This is a genomic window from Streptomyces sp. NPDC044106, assembly GCF_056433985.1.
In genome coordinates this window covers 215,173-233,424 of record NZ_JBWKFZ010000001.1, presented here as the reverse complement: position 1 = coordinate 233,424, position 18,252 = coordinate 215,173, and the positions used below count along the sequence as shown (strand labels likewise).

The 18,252-nt window shown below is 70.7% G+C and carries 16 protein-coding genes and 2 tRNA genes; 7 read left to right on the top strand and 11 right to left on the bottom strand.

What is annotated here, in order from left to right; translation table 11 throughout:
* Window positions 1-28: 28 nt before the first annotated feature.
* A complete protein-coding gene (locus AC07DI_RS01075; RefSeq protein ID WP_478901369.1) occupies window positions 29-1,120 on the top strand; it encodes a YlbL family protein in 1,092 nt (363 codons plus the stop codon).
* Between the two features lie 105 nt (window positions 1,121-1,225).
* Here AC07DI_RS01075 and AC07DI_RS01070 read toward each other — a convergent pair whose 3' ends face one another.
* On the bottom strand, window positions 1,226-1,765 hold the full coding sequence (locus tag AC07DI_RS01070; RefSeq protein ID WP_384249287.1) for a PPA1309 family protein: 540 nt from the start codon (window positions 1,763-1,765) through the stop codon (window positions 1,226-1,228).
* Window positions 1,766-1,912: 147 nt separating this feature from the next.
* On the opposite strand from AC07DI_RS01070, the gene AC07DI_RS01065 reads away from it, so the two are divergent.
* The 4 genes from AC07DI_RS01065 to AC07DI_RS01050 all read left to right on the top strand — a co-directional run bounded on the left by AC07DI_RS01065 (window position 1,913) and on the right by AC07DI_RS01050 (window position 7,230).
* Window positions 1,913-4,861 carry a UPF0182 family membrane protein gene (locus AC07DI_RS01065; RefSeq protein ID WP_478901712.1) on the top strand — a complete coding sequence of 983 codons (2,949 nt, stop codon included), beginning with the start codon at window positions 1,913-1,915 and terminating at the stop codon, window positions 4,859-4,861.
* A 50-nt stretch (window positions 4,862-4,911) separates the two neighbouring features.
* Window positions 4,912-4,985 (top strand) — tRNA-Met (locus tag AC07DI_RS01060).
* Between the two features lie 245 nt (window positions 4,986-5,230).
* Window positions 5,231-7,051, top strand: a complete 1,821-nt coding sequence (locus tag AC07DI_RS01055) for a tetratricopeptide repeat protein (RefSeq protein WP_478901367.1) — start codon at window positions 5,231-5,233, stop codon at window positions 7,049-7,051.
* A gap of 105 nt (window positions 7,052-7,156) precedes the next feature.
* Window positions 7,157-7,230: transfer RNA gene (locus tag AC07DI_RS01050), tRNA-Met, on the top strand.
* A 79-nt stretch (window positions 7,231-7,309) separates the two neighbouring features.
* On the opposite strand, the gene AC07DI_RS01045 is transcribed toward AC07DI_RS01050, so the two are convergent.
* From AC07DI_RS01045 to AC07DI_RS01030, 4 genes are all read right to left on the bottom strand, one after another.
* On the bottom strand, window positions 7,310-8,449 hold the full coding sequence (locus tag AC07DI_RS01045) for an ABC transporter substrate-binding protein (RefSeq protein WP_478901365.1): 1,140 nt from the start codon (window positions 8,447-8,449) through the stop codon (window positions 7,310-7,312).
* Between the two features lie 62 nt (window positions 8,450-8,511).
* The gene (locus AC07DI_RS01040; RefSeq protein ID WP_478901364.1) at window positions 8,512-9,408 is read right to left on the bottom strand and encodes an ABC transporter permease; all 897 of its coding nucleotides are present in this window, start codon (window positions 9,406-9,408) and stop codon (window positions 8,512-8,514) included.
* The gene (locus AC07DI_RS01035) at window positions 9,405-10,181 is read right to left on the bottom strand and encodes an ABC transporter ATP-binding protein (protein WP_478901363.1); all 777 of its coding nucleotides are present in this window, start codon (window positions 10,179-10,181) and stop codon (window positions 9,405-9,407) included. Before AC07DI_RS01035 ends, AC07DI_RS01040 begins: the two co-directional genes overlap by 4 nt.
* A gap of 143 nt (window positions 10,182-10,324) precedes the next feature.
* On the bottom strand, window positions 10,325-10,741 hold the full coding sequence (locus AC07DI_RS01030; RefSeq protein ID WP_384249272.1) for a Fur family transcriptional regulator: 417 nt from the start codon (window positions 10,739-10,741) through the stop codon (window positions 10,325-10,327).
* 126 nt (window positions 10,742-10,867) lie between these two features.
* Between AC07DI_RS01030 and AC07DI_RS01025 the strand changes: the two genes are divergently transcribed.
* Window positions 10,868-12,337 carry a catalase gene (locus AC07DI_RS01025; protein WP_478901361.1) on the top strand — a complete coding sequence of 490 codons (1,470 nt, stop codon included), beginning with the start codon at window positions 10,868-10,870 and terminating at the stop codon, window positions 12,335-12,337.
* A gap of 82 nt (window positions 12,338-12,419) precedes the next feature.
* On the opposite strand, the gene AC07DI_RS01020 is transcribed toward AC07DI_RS01025, so the two are convergent.
* Window positions 12,420-12,821, bottom strand: a complete 402-nt coding sequence (locus tag AC07DI_RS01020; RefSeq protein WP_478901359.1) for a CBS domain-containing protein — start codon at window positions 12,819-12,821, stop codon at window positions 12,420-12,422.
* A 260-nt stretch (window positions 12,822-13,081) separates the two neighbouring features.
* Window positions 13,082-13,882 (bottom strand): histidinol-phosphatase, encoded by an 801-nt coding sequence (gene hisN, locus AC07DI_RS01015; RefSeq protein ID WP_384249264.1) that lies wholly within the window; start codon window positions 13,880-13,882, stop codon window positions 13,082-13,084.
* Between the two features lie 164 nt (window positions 13,883-14,046).
* On the opposite strand from hisN, the gene AC07DI_RS01010 reads away from it, so the two are divergent.
* Entirely contained in the window at window positions 14,047-14,652 is a 606-nt protein-coding gene (locus AC07DI_RS01010) for a TetR/AcrR family transcriptional regulator (protein ID WP_384249261.1), read from the top strand.
* Window positions 14,653-14,679: 27 nt separating this feature from the next.
* Here AC07DI_RS01010 and AC07DI_RS01005 read toward each other — a convergent pair whose 3' ends face one another.
* From AC07DI_RS01005 to AC07DI_RS00990, 4 genes are all read right to left on the bottom strand, one after another.
* Complete coding sequence (locus AC07DI_RS01005) at window positions 14,680-15,003, bottom strand: DMT family transporter (RefSeq protein ID WP_384249258.1); 324 nt, start codon at window positions 15,001-15,003, stop codon at window positions 14,680-14,682.
* 112 nt (window positions 15,004-15,115) lie between these two features.
* Entirely contained in the window at window positions 15,116-16,126 is a 1,011-nt protein-coding gene (rsgA, locus tag AC07DI_RS01000) for a ribosome small subunit-dependent GTPase A (RefSeq protein ID WP_384249255.1), read from the bottom strand.
* 19 nt (window positions 16,127-16,145) lie between these two features.
* Window positions 16,146-17,492, bottom strand: coding sequence for a 3-phosphoshikimate 1-carboxyvinyltransferase (gene aroA, locus AC07DI_RS00995; protein WP_384249252.1), 1,347 nt, complete (start codon window positions 17,490-17,492; stop codon window positions 16,146-16,148).
* Window positions 17,493-17,527: 35 nt separating this feature from the next.
* Window positions 17,528-18,250, bottom strand: a complete 723-nt coding sequence (locus AC07DI_RS00990) for a M50 family metallopeptidase (protein ID WP_478901356.1) — start codon at window positions 18,248-18,250, stop codon at window positions 17,528-17,530.
* Between the last annotated feature and the right edge of the window lie 2 nt (window positions 18,251-18,252).

Sequence of the window (18,252 nt, the reverse complement as noted above, 5' to 3'; positions counted from 1 at the left end):
TCACAGGCAGGTCCCGTACTGTCGTTCCATGCCACGCCGCACCGCGACGATGCTCGCCTCCACCCTGATGCTGATCGCGCTGCTCTGCGCCGGAGTGCTCATCAAAGTGCCCTACTCGGAGATGTCCCCCGGGCCCACGGTGAACACGCTCGGCGACCACGACGGCGAGCCGGTGCTCCAGATCTCCGGGCGGAAGACCTACCCCACGACCGGCAACCTCAACATGACGACGGTCAGGGTCACGAGCGCCGACTACAACACGAACCTCGCGGAGGCCGTCTACGGCTGGCTGGCACACGACAGCATCGTGGTGCCGCACGACACGCTCTACCCGGACGGCAAGACCGAGCAGCAGTCCTCCCAGGAGAACGCCGAGGACTTCAGCCTCTCCCAGGAGAGCGCCAAGGTCGCGGCGCTCCGGGAGCTGGACATCCCGGTGAAGTCCCAGGTCATCGTCTCCACCGTCTTCAAGGGCGACCCGGCCGAGGGCAAGCTGCACGCCGGCGACGTCATCAAGAAGGTCGACGGCAAGCCCGTCAAGGAGATGACGGACGTCGCGAAGCTCGTCACCCGGCACAAGCCCGGCGAGGCGGTGACGTTCTCGGTCGTCCCGGTCAAGGACGCGGCCGCCGCCGAGAAGGCGGGCAAGGAAGCGACCGGGACCGAGGAGGTCAGGATGACGACGGAGGCGGCCGAGGGAGACACCGGCCGTGCGGTCGTCGGCATCAAGGCGGGCACCGACCACACCTTCCCGTTCACGATCGACATCAAGCTGGCCGATGTGGGCGGGCCGAGCGCCGGTCTCATGTTCGCTCTCGGAATCGTCGACAAGCTGACCCCTGACGACCTCACCGGAGGCAAGTTCGTGGCCGGCACCGGCACCATAGAGGACAACGGCAAGGTCGGCCCGATCGGCGGCATCCAGATGAAGACCGTCGGCGCACGCAAGAAGGGCGCCGAGTACTTCCTCACGCCGAAGGGCAACTGCGCGGCCGCCGCGAGCGACGTCCCCGACGGGCTCAAGCTCGTCAAGGTCGACACCATCCACGACGCGGTGAAGTCCCTGAAGAAGATCAGCAAGGGCGACACGGCCGACCTGCCGCGGTGCCGGGCGAGCTAGCAGCGGACACAGCCGGCGGGGGACACAGCCTGCGGGGGACACCGCTGTACGCGGGTGGCAGCCACCCGCGTACAGCACGGAAGACCTGTCGGCCTGCGAACCCCGCTACGCGAACGTCGCCGCGAGTGCCTCCGCCAGTCCCGGCACCAGGTCCGAGCCCGTGAGGACCTCGGTCGGCGAATCCTTCTCGCGCAGCCGCAACGCGGACTCGCGCGCACCGTCACGGAGCACCGCGACGGTCATGCGGACCTCCTGGCGGTCCGGGTGCTCGGCCACCCACTTCGCGAGCTGCGCCTCGCCGAGGCCCTTGGGGACGGCCGTCTCGGCGGACGGCGGCAGCATCAGGCGCTCCACCGTGAGGGCGCAGCCCACCACCGCGTCGGGCCAGGCGATGGTGGCGAGGAATTCGTCCAGCGGCTTGTCGGCGGGAATCTCCTCCTGCTCGATAGGGGTGAGACCGGTGTGTTCCACACCGTCGTCGAGGCCGAGCTGGGAGGCCAGGCCGGGTTCTTGGGTACGCAGTCGCGCCGTGTCGACCAGCGCGAAGAGGCGGGCGGGCCGGTCCCAGCCGAGGCCGGAGACGTACTCGTCGATCTCGAGTACCGCCCGGGTGAGGGGGCTCGCTGCCATGGGAGTGTTGGACATGGTCACAATCCTGCCTCGTTAGTCCCGAGAAACGGGAACCGAGTAAAGCGTAGGTAAGTTGCATAGGTGTGGGTCCGCGATCTCGGGGGCCTGACGGACCAACACGAATCAACAGCGAACTTCGAGGTGCGCACCTTGGCTTTCCAGATGCCGGACCGCGGCGGAGGCCCGACGGGGCCACGGATCAGAGTGGGCCGACCCTCCCGGCGTGTCCGGACCCTGCTCATGACACTGGGGGTACTGGCCGTCCTGGCCATGGCCTTCGTCATGTTCGCGGGGTTCTGGACGGACTGGCTCTGGTACCGCTCGGTCCACTACTCATCAGTCTTCACGACGACCCTGTGGACCAAGATCGGCCTGTTCTTCGTCTTCGGCCTCCTGATGGCGGTCGCGGTCGGCGTGAACATCTGGCTGGCGCACCGGCTGCGCCCGCCGCTCAGTGCCATGTCGATGGAGCAGCAGAGCCTCGACCGGTACCGCATGGGCATCGCCCCGTACAAGAAGTGGCTGCTCATCGGGGTCACCGCCCTGGTGGGGCTGATCGCGGGCGCGAGCGCCGCGGGGCAGTGGCGCACCTGGCTCCTCTGGGTCAACGGCGTGCCCTTCGGCCAGAAGGACCCGCAGTTCCACATGGACGTGGCGTTCTTCGCGTTCGACCTGCCCTGGTACCGCTTCCTGCTCGGCTTCGGCTTCGCGGCCACGGTGCTCTCCCTGGTCGCCGCCGCGCTGACGCACTACCTGTACGGCGGGCTGCGGATCACCAGCCCCGGCGCGCGCGCGACCGCGGCGGCCACCGGTCACCTCTCGGTGCTGCTCGGCGTCTTCGTGTCACTCAAGGCCATCGCCTACTGGCTCGACCGGTACGGCCTCGCGGTGAAGTCCAGTGACTTCAAGGCGACGGGCAACTGGACGGGCCTCAGGTACGTCGACGCGAACGCGTACCTGCCGGCGAAGACGATCCTGTTCTGTATCGCGGTCATCTGCGCGATCCTCTTCTTCGCGACGCTCTGGCGGCGCACCTGGCAGCTGCCCGTCATCGGCTTCGGCCTGATGGTGCTCTCGGCGATCCTCATCGGCGGGCTCTACCCCGCGATCGTCCAGAAGTTCCAGGTTCAGCCGAACGAGCAGGCCAAGGAAGCGCCGTACATCGAGAAGAACATCGAGGCGACCCGTAACGCCTACGGCATCAACGGCGTGAAGCCGCAGGAGTACAAGGGCGCAGGACGGGTCGACGAGGACTCCAAGAAGAAGCGCGACAACGCGGACTCGGCGGCCAATTACCGGCTGAACGACCCGAACATCGTCTCGCCGACCTTCCAGCAGCTGGAGCAGGAGCGCAGTTACTACCAGTTCCCGAAGACGCTGGACGTGGACCGCTACAACGGTCAGGACACCATCGTCGGCCTGCGCGAGATCGACGTGAACAAGCTCGACAAGCGCAACTGGATCAACGACCACTTCGCCTACACCCACGGCTACGGCATGGTGGCTGCCAAGGGCACGGAGACGAAGAAGGGCTCCAAGGGCGCCCCCGCGTTCACCGAGTCCGGTCTGCCCACCAACGGCGACCTCGGTGAGTACGAGCAGCGGGTCTACTACGGCGAGAAGACCACCCAGTACTCGATCGTGGGCGGGCCCCAGAAGGAGCTCGACTACGAGGAGAACGGCGGCGGCCAGAAGACCTACAGCTACAAGGGCGACAGCGGCGTCAACCTCTCCAACCCGATCAACCGCGCCGCGTACGCGGTGTCGTTCGGAGAGCCGCAGATCCTCTACTCGGGCGCCATCGGCGACGGTTCGCGGATCCTCTACAACCGCACTCCGAAGGAGCGCGTCGAGGCCGTGGCCCCGTGGCTGACCATCGACGGTGACGTCTACCCGACGGTGGTCGACGGCCGCATCCAGTGGGTGGTCGACGCCTACACGACCAGCAACGGCTACCCGTACGCCTCACGGACGACGCTCGGCGACACCACGGCCGACTCCCTGTCGCAGGCGGACAGCCAGCGCACGGTGATCGCCCAGCAGAACCAGGTCAACTACATCCGGAACTCGGTGAAGGCGACCGTCGACGCGTACACGGGTGACGTCAAGCTCTACACGTGGGACGACAAGGACCCGGTCCTGAAGACCTGGAAGAAGGCGTTCCCGGGCACCGTCAAGGACAAGAGCGAGATCCCGCCGAAGCTGATGGACCACCTGCGCTACCCGCAGGACATGTTCAAGGTGCAGCGCGAACTGCTGACGAAGTACCACGTCACGGACCCCGGCCAGTTCTACAACGCGAGTGACGCCTGGCAGGTGCCGAACGACCCGACGAAGAAGGACGACAGCGCGGTCCCGCCGTACTACCTGTCGCTGAAGTCGCCGGGCCAGACACAGCGGCAGTTCTCGCTGACGACGACGTTCACCCCGAGCGAGCGGCCCAACCTACGGGCGTTCATGACGGTCGACGCCGACGCCAGAAGCAAGAACTACGGCCAGATGCAGCTGCTCAGAGTGCAGGGCGACGTCGACGGGCCCGAACAGGTCCAGAACAAGCTGAACTCCATGAAGGAGGTCGGTACCTTCGTCCGCGACATGAAGGGCGCCGACTCCGACGTCCTCTACGGCAATCTGCTGACCGTGCCACTGGACGACGGCTTCCTGTACGTCGAACCCGTCTACGTACAGGGACGCAAGTCGGCGTATCCCCTTCTGAAGAAGGTCGCTGTGTCGTACGGCACGGAAACCTACTTCGCGGACTCGCTCAGCGAGGGCCTCAACAAGGTCTTCAGTGTCGAGGGCGCCACCAAGCCACCGGGCCAGGACGAGGGCCGGGACGAGCCGACCAAGCCGCCCAGGACGAACGACCCGACGGTCCAGGCCGCGCTCGACGACGCCCAGCAGGCGTTTGAGGACGGCGAGGCGGCCATGAAGAAGGGCGACTGGAAGGCGTACGGCGAGGCCCAGGACCAGCTCCAGGAGGCTCTGAAGCGGGCCGAGGCCGCCTCGGCGAAGGCCAACGAGAAGAGCGACAAGAACGCCGACAACGCCGACAAGGCCGACAAGGCCGACAAGAAGGACGGCGACAAGGCGGCGGACGAGACCGGGTAGTGGCTGGTCAAGGAGCTACCCCGCGCCGTGGTACGGTTTGAACACAACGGCGCGGGGTGGAGCAGCTCGGTAGCTCGCTGGGCTCATAACCCAGAGGTCGCAGGTTCAAATCCTGTCCCCGCTACTGCAAGGTGAAGGCCCGGATCCTTACGGATCCGGGCCTTCGTCGTGTGTGACCGGTGCCGGTGCGGCGGCCGGTGGTCGGCGTGTGCGGGTGTCCTATGCCAAGACATGCGAAGGGTGCACGGTCGGGGGAGAGTTGGGAGATCTGTGTTTCACTTATCTCTCTGTGGGCATGTCGACAAAACGCTGAAGTGACCTCACTGGCTGCGGTATACCAGGTGTACCCAGGTTGCAGGTGGTGCGACGATGGACGTTATGGGGGACAAGGCAACTCTGTTGGAGACAGGGCGGTTTGTGCAGCCGGCCGACCGGGAGGATCCCGGGGCGGCCGCCGAGGAGATGCGCCATCGGCTGGCCGCCGAGGCCGGCGACGTGGACGCGATGAGCGTTCTCGGAAGCCTTCTGCTGCGCCGCGGTGATCTCGACGGAGCCGAGTCTCTGCTGCGCGCGGCGACCGCCGAGGGCGACCGCGCCGCGGCCAACAACCTCGGCGTCCTCCTCCACCAGCGCGGATACGCCGACGAGGCGGCCGGCTGGTGGCGGGTCGCCGCCGTCGCCGGTTCGGCCGCGGCCGCGCACGCGCTCGGCCGCCACCACCGCGAGCGCGGCGACGAGCCCGCCGCCGAGTACTGGCTGCGCCAGTCCGCCGAGGACGGGCACACCCTCGGGGCGTACGCCCTCGCGGACCTCCTGGAGCACCGCGGTGACGTCGGAGCCGAGCGCTGGCTGCGCGTCGCCGCCGAGCGCGGCCACCGCGAGGCCGCCTACCGCCTGGCCCGCGCGCTCGACCGGCGGGCCACCACCGAGCGCGGCGAGCGGCCCTCGCGCGCGGAACACGGCGACGACGACGCGAAGGCGCCCGCCGACGAGGCCGAGCAGTGGTACCGCCAGGCCGCCGCCCGCGGGCACCGCAGGGCCGCGCTGCACCTCGGCGCGATCCTGGAGCGGCGCGGCGAGCTGAAGGAGGCCGGCCGCTGGTACCTCAACTCTGCCAAGGACGGGGAGGCGAGGGCGGCCTGCGCCCTCGGGTTCCTGCTGCGGGACGCGGGCGACGAGGAGAGCGCCGCCGTGTGGTGGCTCAAGGCCACGCAGGACGGTGACGGGAACGCCGCGAACGCGCTGGGCGCGCTGCACGCGCAGCGGGGCGAGACCCAGACCGCCGAGCGCTGGTACCGGGCGGCCATGGACGCGGGCGATGTGAACGGCGCGTACAACCTCGGGCTGCTCTGCGCCGAGCAGGGCCGCACCGCGCAGGCCGACCAGTGGTACCGCCGCGCCGCGTACGCGGGGCACCGCGAGGCGGCCAACGCGCTGGCCGTGCTGCTGCTCCAGGGCGGCGACGCCGCCGGGGCCGAGCCGTGGTTCTCCAAGGCCGCGGAGGCCGGCAGCGTCGACGCCGCGTTCAACCTCGGAATCCTGTACGCGAGCAGGGACGACGAGGCGGGCGCCCTGCGCTGGTACGAGCGCGCGGCCGCGGCCGGGCACACCGACGCGGCCCTCCAGGTCGGCACCGCCCGGCTGCGCGCGGGCGACGACCGGGAGGCCGAGCGGTATCTGCGCTGCGCGGCGGGGGGCGGCAGCGCCGAGGCGGCGTACCGGCTCGGTACGGTCCTCGACGCGCGGCGCCCCGCCGCGGCGCCGCCCGCCCTCGGCGAGCCCGCCGCGGAGAAGAGCGAGTGCGAGGAGTGGTACGAGAGAGCCGCCGAGCAGGGGCACCGACGGGCCCAGGTGCGGGTGGGCATGCTGGCCTCAGGCCGGGGCGACGTCGTCGAGGCCGCGCGGTGGTACCGCAAGGCCGCGGAGGCCGGCAGCCGCAACGGCGCGTTCAACCTCGGCCTGCTCCTCGCCCGCGAGGGCAGTGAGCCGGAGGCCGCGCTGTGGTGGACGCGGGCCGCCGACGCGGGGCACGGGCGCGCGGCGCTCCGGCTCGCCCTGCTCTACGCCCGGCGCGGACAGCTCGCGCAGGGGCAGCGGTGGGCCTCGCGGGCCGTCGATCTCGGGCCCGCGGAGGTCTCCGAGCGCGCGGGGCGCCTGCGTGAGGCCTTGCGGCAGGAACTCTCCGCGTAGGCCGCAACCGTGGGAACGGGAGCGAGGGAACGGGACCGTGAGAACGGGGACCGTGGGAACAGATTTGCGCTGGTCGTAGCCCTGACGTAGAGTTGTGTTCATCGACGCGGGGTGGAGCAGCTCGGTAGCTCGCTGGGCTCATAACCCAGAGGTCGCAGGTTCAAATCCTGTCCCCGCTACTGAAACCGAAGGCCCGGAACCACTGGTTCCGGGCCTTCGGCGTGTGCTGGGCGCGTCCCGGCGTTCAGAGACCGGCCCTCAGTGTTTCTCGTGCCCCACCGCCTCCTCGTACAGTTCGCGGTTCACGGCCCGCTTCTCCGGGACCCTGGCGCCGTCAAAGACGCCCGCCGCGCGGTACGCCTCCTGCAGACGGTCCGTCGTGCCGGCGCGGATCTCCCAGTCCATGCGCAGCGACGGCGTGGAGAGCAGCACCTTCTCGTCCGTCTTGAGCAGCTGGGCGAGCTCCTTCGCGAAGGCCCTGTCGGCCTTGTAGTCGCCCGCGAAGTACGTGTTCACCGTCCGGATGTACGCGCGCAGCAGCGCGACGCCCGCGTCGGGGTCCTTCTTGAGGAGGTTCGGGCCGAAGAGGAGGCCGCCCAGCGGTTCCGCCAGGGGCTGGCCGCCGAGGAACGCGTACCTCTTGTCGCCGTCGACCTTGCGCCAGACCGGGTCGAGCAGCCAGGCCGAGCCGGTGCCGCCGTTCTGGAGCGCGGTGAGGACGTCCGCCGAGCCCAGCTGTTGGAACCGGATCTTGTCGAGGCCGCCACCGTGCTTCTTCAGGGCGCGGTTGATGGGGTACGCGATGACGGACCCCTTGCCGATCATCGTGCCGAGCGTGCGGCCCGCCATGGAGACGTGGGCCGCACGCTCGTTCTTCTTCAGCCGCACCCACAGACCGCTCTTGGAGCGCGGGTCGGGGGAGAAGTTGCCGGCCGTCCACTTGATGTCGAATCCGCTGGTGATGCCGTTCATCACGGCGGCTTCCGGGGCCGCCCACTGGGCGTCGATGTCGCCCTTGGCCAGAAGGGGGAGCGCGTCGGGTGTGGGCAGCACCTTCAGATCGACGTTCAGGCCCTCCTTCTTGAACTCCCCCTTCTCAAGGGCCATGTGGAGCGGGGCGACGTACTCGGCGCTCAGGGTGCCGGTCGCTATCGTCAGGCTGCGTTCTTCGGGGAGGGGCTTGGGGGCGGGGGTGCCCGGGGCGCAGCGGGCCGGTGCGCGGTCGGGTGCCAGGTCGGCGGGGTCGGTCCAGCTGCCCTTGCCGCAGCCGGAGACTGCGGTGACGGTGCGGGGGCCGGCCGGGGCGGACGGGGCCTCGTCGTCCTCCTTCGCGCAGCCCGCGGCGGCGAGCAGCGTGCCCGCCAGGAGCAGGGTGAGTGCGGTGGAGCGGGTGCGCATGGCGCCTCCGAGTGCTGTCTTCGTGCGTACGCCGGCTGTCTTCCCGCGTACGCCGGTCGAGGTCATGACTGGCCGCGGCCACGGTCGCGCGGTGCCCACGGGGTGAGCAGGCGGCCCGCGATCCGCACCAGTTCGGAGAAGACGACGCCGAGCACGGCGACACAGACGATGCCGACGAACATCACGTCGTTCTGGAAGAGGGCGCGCGAGTCGAAGATGAGGTGGCCGAGGCCGTCCGCCGCCGCGATCTGCTCCGAGGCGACGATGACCAGGACCGCGACGCCCGCGGCGATCCGCGCGCCGACCAGGACGGCGGGCAGCGAGGCGGGCAGCAGGACGTGCCGGAACATCTGCCAGGGCGAGGCGCCGAAGACCTGGCCCGCGTCCCGGTGCCCCGAGGGCACGGCGAGGACCGCCGCCATCGTCGATATCCAGACGAAGAAGAAGACGGTGGCGGCGACGAGCGCGATCTGCGGGCCCTCGCCGAGGCCGAACATGTTCAGGAAGACGGGAAGCAGCGCCAGTTTCGGGACGACGTACAGCGCGTCGAGAGTGGGTTCGAGAGCGGCGCGCAGGACGGAGAGCGAGCCCATCAGCAGGCCCAGCGCATAGCCGGCGACCGTGCCGATCGCGTACCCGGCGAGCACGCGCTGCAGCGTGGCCCGGACGTCCGGCCAGAGATCACCGTCGGCGGCGCGGTGCCAGCCGTCCTCCAGGATGGTCTGTGGCGCGGGGTAGACGCGGTCGTCGATCCAGCCGCTCACGGCGGCCAGCTGCCACAGCAGGACCAGGGCGAGGGGCACGCCCGCGGCGAGGGAGATCTCCAGGGCGCGGCGGCGGCGATGGGTGCGGACCGGGTGCAGCTCCCGCGGACCCGGCCTTCTGAGCAGGACTTCTTCGCGCGGGGCGGAGCTCTCGCCGGGGCGGGGTGCCGGGCTCTTGCCGGTGGCGGTGGTCATGCCGCCGCCACCGTGCCGACCTCGGCCCGCAGCAGCTCCCACAGCTCGCTCTTGAGCGCGGTGAACTCGGGAGCCGAGCGGACCTCGCCGCTGCGGGGGCGCGGGAACGGCGGGAGGCGCTCGGCGATGAAGCGGCCGGGCCTTGCGGACATCACCAGGACGCGGTCGCCCAGGATGATCGCCTCTTCGAGGCTGTGCGTGATGAACAGGGTCGTGGTGCGGGTGGTCTGGGTGAGGGCGAGGAGCTCGTCCTGGAGGATCGTGCGGAGCTGGGCGTCGAGGGCCGCGAACGGCTCGTCCATCAGCAGGATCTCGGGCTCGACGGCCAGCGCGCGGGCGATCGCGACGCGCTGGCGCATGCCGCCGGAGAGGGCGGCGGGGTAGGCGTCGGCGAACTCGGCGAGGCCCATGCGGGTCAGCCAGTCCGTGGCGCGGGCGTTGGCCTCGCGGCGCGGGACCTTCTGGACGTCCAGGCCGAAACGTACGTTGCCCCGCACGGTCTTCCAGTCGTAGATGCCGTAGTCCTGGAAGATCATCGCGACGGGGTGCCGGGCGGCGGTGCGGATGCCCAGCTCGCCGGAGCTGGGCCGCAGCAGGCCCGCGGCGATGCGCAGCAGGGTCGACTTCCCGCAGCCCGACGGGCCGACGACGCAGGTGAACTCGCCGGGGGCGACGGTCAGGTCCAAGGGGCCGAGTGCGTGCACCGCATCGGCGGCGCGGCCGAACGTTCGGGTGAGTGCGTGGGCTTCTAGTTTCGGGTGCGGGTCTCCCACGGGGATCTCCTTGCGGAGGGCGTACGGACATGGGCCCGCCGGCAATATGACGCCCCGTCAGATTCCGGAAGTCCTGTGAGTACGCGGAAGCCCCCGGCGCCACAGAGGGTGCCGGGGGCTTCGCGTGTGCAGGGGGAGGGTGGCTACGCCGACGCGCAGTTCGGGCAGACGCCCCGGTACGTGACCTCCACGTCCTCGACCGTGAAGCCGAAGCGCTCCGAGTCGGGGAGGCTGGCCAGCGGGTTGCCCGTGGGATGGACGTCGCGGATGGCGCCGCAGCGCGCGCAGACCAGGTGCTGGTGGGGGCGGTGCGCGTTCGGGTCGTACCGCTTGGCGCGGCGGTCCGTCGAGACCTCGAGGATCTCGCCGAGGGTCACCAGCTCGCCCAGGGTGTTGTAGACGGTCGCCCGGGAGATCTCGGGCAGCTTGTCCGCGGCGCGGGCGTGCACCTCGTCCGCGGTGAGGTGGACGTGGTCCCCGTCGAGGACCTCGGCCACGACGCGCCGCTGCGCTGTCATGCGCCAGCCGCGTCCGCGCAGTCGTTCCAACAGGTCACTCATGAAAGCCAGCCTAACAGGCGGGGGACCTCAGTCCCGAATGGATGTGACTTTGGATGCTCGCTTGACTTAGACAAAGTCCATTGTAGGATCGAGTTTGGATAACACCAAGGGACAGGACTTGCAGGAATGACGCAGGAGGCGCACGTGACGCAGGGACCGCTCACCACGGAGGCCGGCGCGCCGGTGGCCGACAACCAGAACAGCGAGACCGCGGGCGTCGACGGACCGGTTCTGGTCCAGGACCAGCTGCTGCTCGAGAAGCTCGCCCACTTCAACCGCGAGCGGATCCCGGAGCGGATCGTGCACGCCCGCGGCGCGGGTGCGTACGGCACCTTCACGCTGACCCGCGACGTCTCGCAGTGGACGCGGGCGAAGTTCCTCTCCGAGGTCGGCAAGGAGACGGAGACGTTCCTGCGCTTCTCCACCGTGGCCGGCAACCTCGGCGCGGCCGACGCGGTGCGCGACCCGCGCGGCTGGGCGCTGAAGTTCTACACCGAAGAGGGCAACTACGACCTCGTCGGCAACAACACCCCGGTCTTCTTCATCAGGGACGCCATCAAGTTCCCCGACTTCATCCACACCCAGAAGCGCGATCCCTACACGGGTTCGACCGAGGCGGACAACGTCTGGGACTTCTGGGGCCTCAGCCCGGAGAGCACCCACCAGGTGACCTGGCTCTTCGGCGACCGCGGCATCCCCGCCTCGTACCGCCACATGGATGGCTTCGGCTCGCACACCTTCCAGTGGAACAACGAGGCCGGCGAGGTCTTCTGGGTCAAGTACCACTTCAAGACCGACCAGGGGATCAAGAACCTCACCCAGGAAGAGGCCAACAGGCTCGCCGGTGAGGACCCCGACTCCCACCAGCGCGACCTGCGCGAGGCCATCGAGCGCGGCGACTTCCCGTCCTGGTCGGTGCAGGTGCAGATCATGCCGGCGGCGGACGCGGCGAACTACCGCTTCAACCCGTTCGACCTCACCAAGGTGTGGCCGCACGCGGACTACCCGCCGATCGAGATCGGCAAGCTGGAGCTCAACCGCAACCCGGAGAACATCTTCGCCGAGGTCGAGCAGGCCATCTTCAGCCCCGCGCACTTCGTGCCGGGCATCGGTCCCTCCCCCGACAAGATGCTCCAGGGCCGCCTCTTCGCGTACGGCGACGCCCACCGCTACCGCGTCGGCATCAACGCCGACCACCTGCCGGTGAACCGCCCGCACGCCACCGAGGCGCGCACCAACTCCCGTGACGGCGCGCTGTACGACGGCCGCCACAAGGGCGCGAAGAACTACGAGCCGAACAGCTTCGGCGGCCCGTTCCAGACGGACCGGCCGCTGTGGCAGCCCATCCCGGTCACGGGCGTCGCGGGCAACCACGCGGCGGCCAGGCACGCCGAGGACAACGACTTCGTGCAGGCGGGCAACCTCTACCGGCTGATGTCCGAGGACGAGAAGGGCCGCCTCGTCGACAACCTCGCGGGCTTCATCTCCAAGGTCTCGCGCGACGAGATCGCGGAGCGCGCGATCGACAACTTCCGTCAGGCCGACGGTGACTTCGGCAAGCGGCTTCAGGCCGCGGTCCAGGCCCTGCGCGGCTGACCCCGCCCCACTTGCCGTGGACGAGCGACGGGCCGGATCCCCTCGGGGACCGGCCCGCCGCCGTGTCCTGGCGGCGCCGCGGTCAGCCCGCCACGCCGGCTGCCGGCCGCCGGGCCGGCGCCCAGCAGCGGATGATGTCGCGGACCGAGACGATCCCGGTCGGCTCGTTGTCGTCCATGACGATCAGGTGCCGGAAGCCGCCGTGCGCCATGGCGTCCGCGGCGTCCTCCAGGGTCCAGGCGGGGCAGGCGAAGACGACGTCCGTCGTGGTGTGCGTGCCGGCGGTCTCGTTGTCCGGGTCCTGGCCGAGGCCCAGGGAGATCAGGATGTCCCGCTCGGTGAGTATGCCGAGCCCGTAGGTGTCGGGGTCCAGGACGACTGCGGCGCCGACGCGGCGCGCCGACATCAGCCGGGCCGCCTGGCGGAGGGTGTGGGTGGGGCCGATGGTGAGAACCACCGAGCTCATGGCGTCGCGGACGAGCATGGGCGTGAGCCACCTCCTTGATGAATCCGGGGTCTCCCGGTGGGCGAAGGATTGCCTCCGCTACCGGCTGGAGAACGGATTCACAAGTTCACAAGTAGGGGGACTCATAGAGTCGCAGCCACGCCGGGGCCCAGCAAGGGGGCGCGTGCGGTCAGTTCGGGGCGTGCGCTCGGTTCAGGGCGCGTGCGCCGGTGGCCGCGCGCCGTCCCGGGTGGCGGGGCCGGGCGTCGGGGCGCAGACGGGGGTTCAAAGACAGGCCCTCAGTAGCGCTGGTTGACGTACCCGAGCAGCTCGTCGTGGAGCAGGCCGTTCGACGCCGCCGCGTTGCCGCTGTGCGGTCCCGGCTTGCCGTCGAGGCCGGTGAAGGTGCCGCCCGCCTCCGTCACCACGATCGCGGTCGCCGCCATGTCCCAGAGCGAGAGCTCCGGCTCCGCACAGATGTCCACCGCACCCTCGGCCACCATCATGTACGGCCAGAAGTCGCCGTACGCCCGGGTGCGCCAGACCGACCGCGTCAGATCCATGAAGCCGTCCAGGCGCCCCTGCTCTTCCCAGCCGGAGAGCGAGGAGTACGCGAAGGAGGCGTCAGCGAGCCGGGAGACCTTCGAGACCCGCAGCCGCGTCGCCGAGGTGAGGCTGCGCCCCGTATAGGCGCCGCCGCCCTTCGCCGCCCACCACCGGCGGCCGAGCGCGGGCGCCGAGACGACCCCGACCACCGGCTGGTAGCCCCCCTCGCCCGCCTCCATCAGGGAGATCAGGGTGGCCCAGACCGGCACGCCGCGTACGTAGTTCTTGGTGCCGTCGATCGGGTCGATCACCCAGCGGCGCGGGCCCGTGCCCTCCACGCCGTACTCCTCGCCGAGGATCGCGTCGCGCGGCCGGGCCCGCTGGAGGTTGCCACGGATCAGCTCCTCGGCGGCCTTGTCGGCCTCGCTCACCGGGGTCATGTCCGGCTTGGTCTCGACCTTCAGGTCGAGGGCCTTGAACCGGTCCATGGTCGCGGCGTCGGCGGTGTCCGCGAGGACGTGGGCGAGACGCAGATCATCGTGGTAGTCGGGCATGGGTGAACAGTATCGATCTCGTTCGGCGCGATCCACAGTGCCGGGGCGGGGCGCGCGCCCTTGCCCCCGCCGGAGCCATTGACAGTGCGCCGGAGCTATTGACAGTGCTGCCGGGCGCGTCAACTCTGGCACCGGAGCCGATCGGGCGGCCCGGGGAGGCAACGATGCCTGCAGCACGGGAATCCTTACTGGACGCGGCGTACGCGGCGCTCGCGCGGCGGCCGTGGCCGAGCGTCCGCATGGTCGACGTCGCGGCGTCCGCCGGGGTCTCGCGCCAGACCCTCTACAACGAGTTCGGCAGCAAGGACGGGCTCGCCCGCGCGCTGCTGCGGCGCGAGACGGACGGCTATCTGCACGGCGTCGAGCGGGCCCTCGCCGAGGAACGGGAGCCCGCGGAGCGGCTCGCCGCCGTGGCGGCGTGGACGGTGGGCGCTGCCCGCGCCAACACCCTCGTGCGGGCCGCGATCACCGACTGCTGGGGCGAGCGGCTGCCGGGGCCGAGCCGGGTCACCGGGTCCACCTCGCCGGTGCCCGCGCAGCGCCGCGCGGACGCGGGCGTGCCCTCGGCCGCGGAACTGCTCGCGCTCGTACGGGACAGGGCGGTGCTCGCGCTCGGCGGCCGGGGCCGGTCCAGGGACCCCGAGCTCGCCCTCGCCTGCGAGAGCGCCGTCCGCCTCGCCCTGTCGTACGTCGTCGCGCCCGCCGGGAACGACGACGACCCCGCGGAGCTGGTCCGCGGGGCCATCGGGCGGTGGGTGTCGGCCAGGTAGCCCGCGGGCGCCCGGCCGCTCAGGAGCTCAGTGCGCGGAGCCGGAGAGCTGGAGTCCGATCACGCCGATGATGACGAACGAGATCGACACGATCTTGAGCGTGGAGACCAGGTCGCCGAGGAAGACCATGCCGTAGATCGCGGTACCCGCGGCCCCGATGCCCGTCCACACCGCGTACGCGGGCCCCACGTCCAGCTTCCGCAGCGCCAGGGTCAGCAGGCCGAAGCTGCCGAGCGCGAAGGAGGCGAACGCGATCGTGGGCCAGAGCCTGGTGAATCCGTGCGACAGCTTGAGGCAGACCGCGAAGCCGGTCTCGAGAATCCCGGCCACGATGACCAGCAGCCACGCCATGTCCTTGCCTCCCGTACTCGTCCATGAACCGCGGCCGCTTCGTCTGGCTTGAATCCGGCTTGGTGCGATTATGCATTTACCTTTACCGGCGCGGCGGCAAACAATCGGGACGTCAGTCCTCGTCGCGCCGCTCGCGCGTGGCGAGGAGCCTGCGCAGCGAGTAGAGGCGGGCCGGATCCGCGTGCCCCTCGGCCACCCAGGCGTCCAGCGCGCAGTCCTTCTCGTCGTGGCTGCAGCCGCGCGGGCACTCCGCAGTGCCCGGCTCCAGATCGGGGAAGGCGAGGATGACGCGGGACGGGTCGACGTGGTTGAGGCCGAACGACCGTACGCCCGGCGTGTCGACCACCCAGCCCGCCGACCCCTCCAGCGGGAGCGCGAGGGCGGAGGTGGTGGTGTGCCTGCCGCGGCCCGTGACCGCGTTGACGTGCCCGGTGGTGCGCCGCCGCTCCTGCGGTACGAGCGCGTTGACGAGCGTGGTCTTGCCGACCCCCGAGTGCCCCACGAAGGCGGTGACCTTGCCGTCGAGCAGTTCGTGGACCCGCGCGAGCTCCGCGCCGTCGGTGAACTCCTCGCGGCTGGTGACCACGTAGGGGATGTCGAGGGTGGCGTACGTCTCCAGGATCTTGTCGGCCGGCGCCAGGTCCGACTTGGTCAGCACGAGGATCGGTTCGAGGCCGCCGTCGTACGCCGCCACGACGCACCGGTCGATCAGCCGCGGGCGCGGCTCGGGGTCCGCGAGGGCGGTGACGATGGCGAGCTGGTCGGCGTTGGCGACGACCACCCGCTCGTAGGGGTCGTCGTCGTCGGCGGTGCGCCGCAGCACGGACGTGCGCTCCGCGATCCGCACGATCCGCGCGAGGGTGTCCTTCTTCCCGGTCAGGTCCCCGACGACCGCGACCCGGTCGCCCACCACGGCGGCCTTGCGGCCCAGCTCGCGGGCCTTCATGGCCATCACGATCCGGTCGTCGACAAGCACGGTGAGGCGGCCCCGGTCGACGGTGAGGACCATGCCCTCGGCGGCGTCCTCGTGCTTGGGCCTGATGTGGGTGCGGGGACGGTTGCCCTTGCGGTTGGGGCGGACGCGGATGTCGTCCTCGTCGGGGTTCTTGCCGTAGCGGCGCATATTTTCTCGATCCGCCCGTTCAGTTCCCGAGCATCCCGGTCCAGAGGTCGGGGAAGTCAGGGAGGGTCTTCGCCGTCGTCGCGACGTTCTCGATCCGCACGCCCTCCACCGCGAGGCCGATGATCGCGCCCGCGGTCGCCATGCGGTGGTCGTCGTAGGTGTGGAAGACACCGCCGCGCAGCGGGCGCGGCCGGATGTGCAGGCCGTCGGCGGTCTCGGTCACGTCGCCGCCGAGACCGTTGATCTCCTTGGTGAGCGCGGCCAGGCGGTCCGTCTCGTGCAGGCGCAGATGGGCGACGCCGCGCAGCGTCGAGGGGGAGTCGGCGAGGGCCGCGACCGCCGCGATGCCGGGGGTGAGCTCGCCGACCTCGCTCAGGTCCACGTCGATTCCGTGGATCGCACCGGATCCGGTGAACACCAGGCCCTGCTCCGTCAGTTCGCAGGAACCACCCATCTCGGTGAAGATCCGGCGCAGCGCGTCGCCGGGCTGCGTGGTGCGGGCCGGCCAGTCGGGGATCGTCACCGTACCGCCGGTGACCAGGGCGGCGGCGAGGAACGGCTGGGCGTTCGACAGGTCGGGCTCGATGGTCAGGTCGCGGCCGAGCAGGGCGCCGGGGGCCACCCGCCACACGTTCGGCTCGCCGCCCGCCTCCGGGGTGTCCACCTGGGCGCCGACGGCGCGGAGCATGTCGACCGTCATCCGGATGTGCGGCATGGACGGCAGCGCGCCGCCCACGTGCCGCACCTCCACGCCCTGGTTGAAGCGCGGGCCCGAGAGCAGCAGGGCGCTCACGAACTGCGAGGAGGACGAGGCGTCGATCTCGACCCTGCCGCCCTCCAGGGCGCCACCGCCGTGCACGATCAGCGGCAGCGCGCCACGGCTGCCCTCCTTGTCGTCGATGCGGGCGCCGAGCACGCGCAGCGCGTCGATGACACCGTGCAGGGGGCGCTCGTACGAACGGGGGTCGCCGTCGAAGCGGACCGGGCCGTCGGCGAGGGCGGCGACCGGGGGCAGGAAGCGCATGACCGTGCCGGCGTTGCCGACGTCGACCGTGGACGGCCCGTGCAGCCGCGAGGGGATCACGCGCCACGCCTCGCCGGAGGCACCGGCGCCACCGGCGACCGCGGAGCTCGACGACACCGTCTCCTCGATGCCGACGCCCATCGCACGCAGCGCGCCCGCCATCAGGAGGGTGTCGCGGGAGCGCAGCGGGCGGCGCAGCCAGCCCGGCTCGGCGGCCAGCGCGGCCAGGACCAACGCCCGGTTGGTGACCGACTTCGAACCGGGGACGTGGACCGTCGCGGTGACGGCTCCGCTTGCGTGCGGGGCGGGCCAGAGGGCGGTGTGCGCCGGGGTTTCGGTCATGCACCTCACTTTAGTGGCTGGCCGGGGAGAGGCCCTCAGACGTCGAGGAGCCAGCGCGCTCCGCCCATCAGCGAGCAGAGCGAGACGGCGTGGAAGAGGAAGAGCCAAAGGCCGGCCGGGACGTGCGTGAGGCGCGAGAGCTGGTCCGCGTCCGAGTCGCCCGCGCCGCCGCGGCTGCGCTTGGACTGCAGCTCGAAGGCGGGACGTACGCCTCCCAGGAGCAGGAACCACACCACCGCGTACGCGAACGCCGCCTGCACGTCGGTGGTGCCGAGCCAGGAGACGACCAGGAACGTGCCGCCGGTGACGACCACCGTCAGGGCGCCGTACGCGTTGCGGATCATCACCAGCATCACGACGAGCAGCGCGGTCGCGAGCCACAGGAACGCCGTGATGTGCCCGGCGGCGAGCAGCGCCGCGCCGCCGAGGCCGAGCAGGGGCGGCGCGGTGTATCCCGCGGCCGCGGTGAGGATCATGCCGAGGCCGGACGGCTTGCCGCGCGAGACGGTCAGACCCGAGGTGTCGGAGTGCAGCCGGATGCCGTCGAGGCGCCGCCCGGTGAGCAGGGCGACCAGGCCGTGGCCGCCCTCGTGCGCGATGGTGATGGCGTTGCGGGCGAGCCGCCATATGTTGTGCGGCACGACGACGGCCAGGGCCACGACACCCGCCGCGATCACCAGCCACTGTTCCGGCGCGGCCTGGGTGCCGAAGACTCGGTCCCAGAGGTCGGTCAGGCTGGCGCTGGCGGTGCTTTCCATTA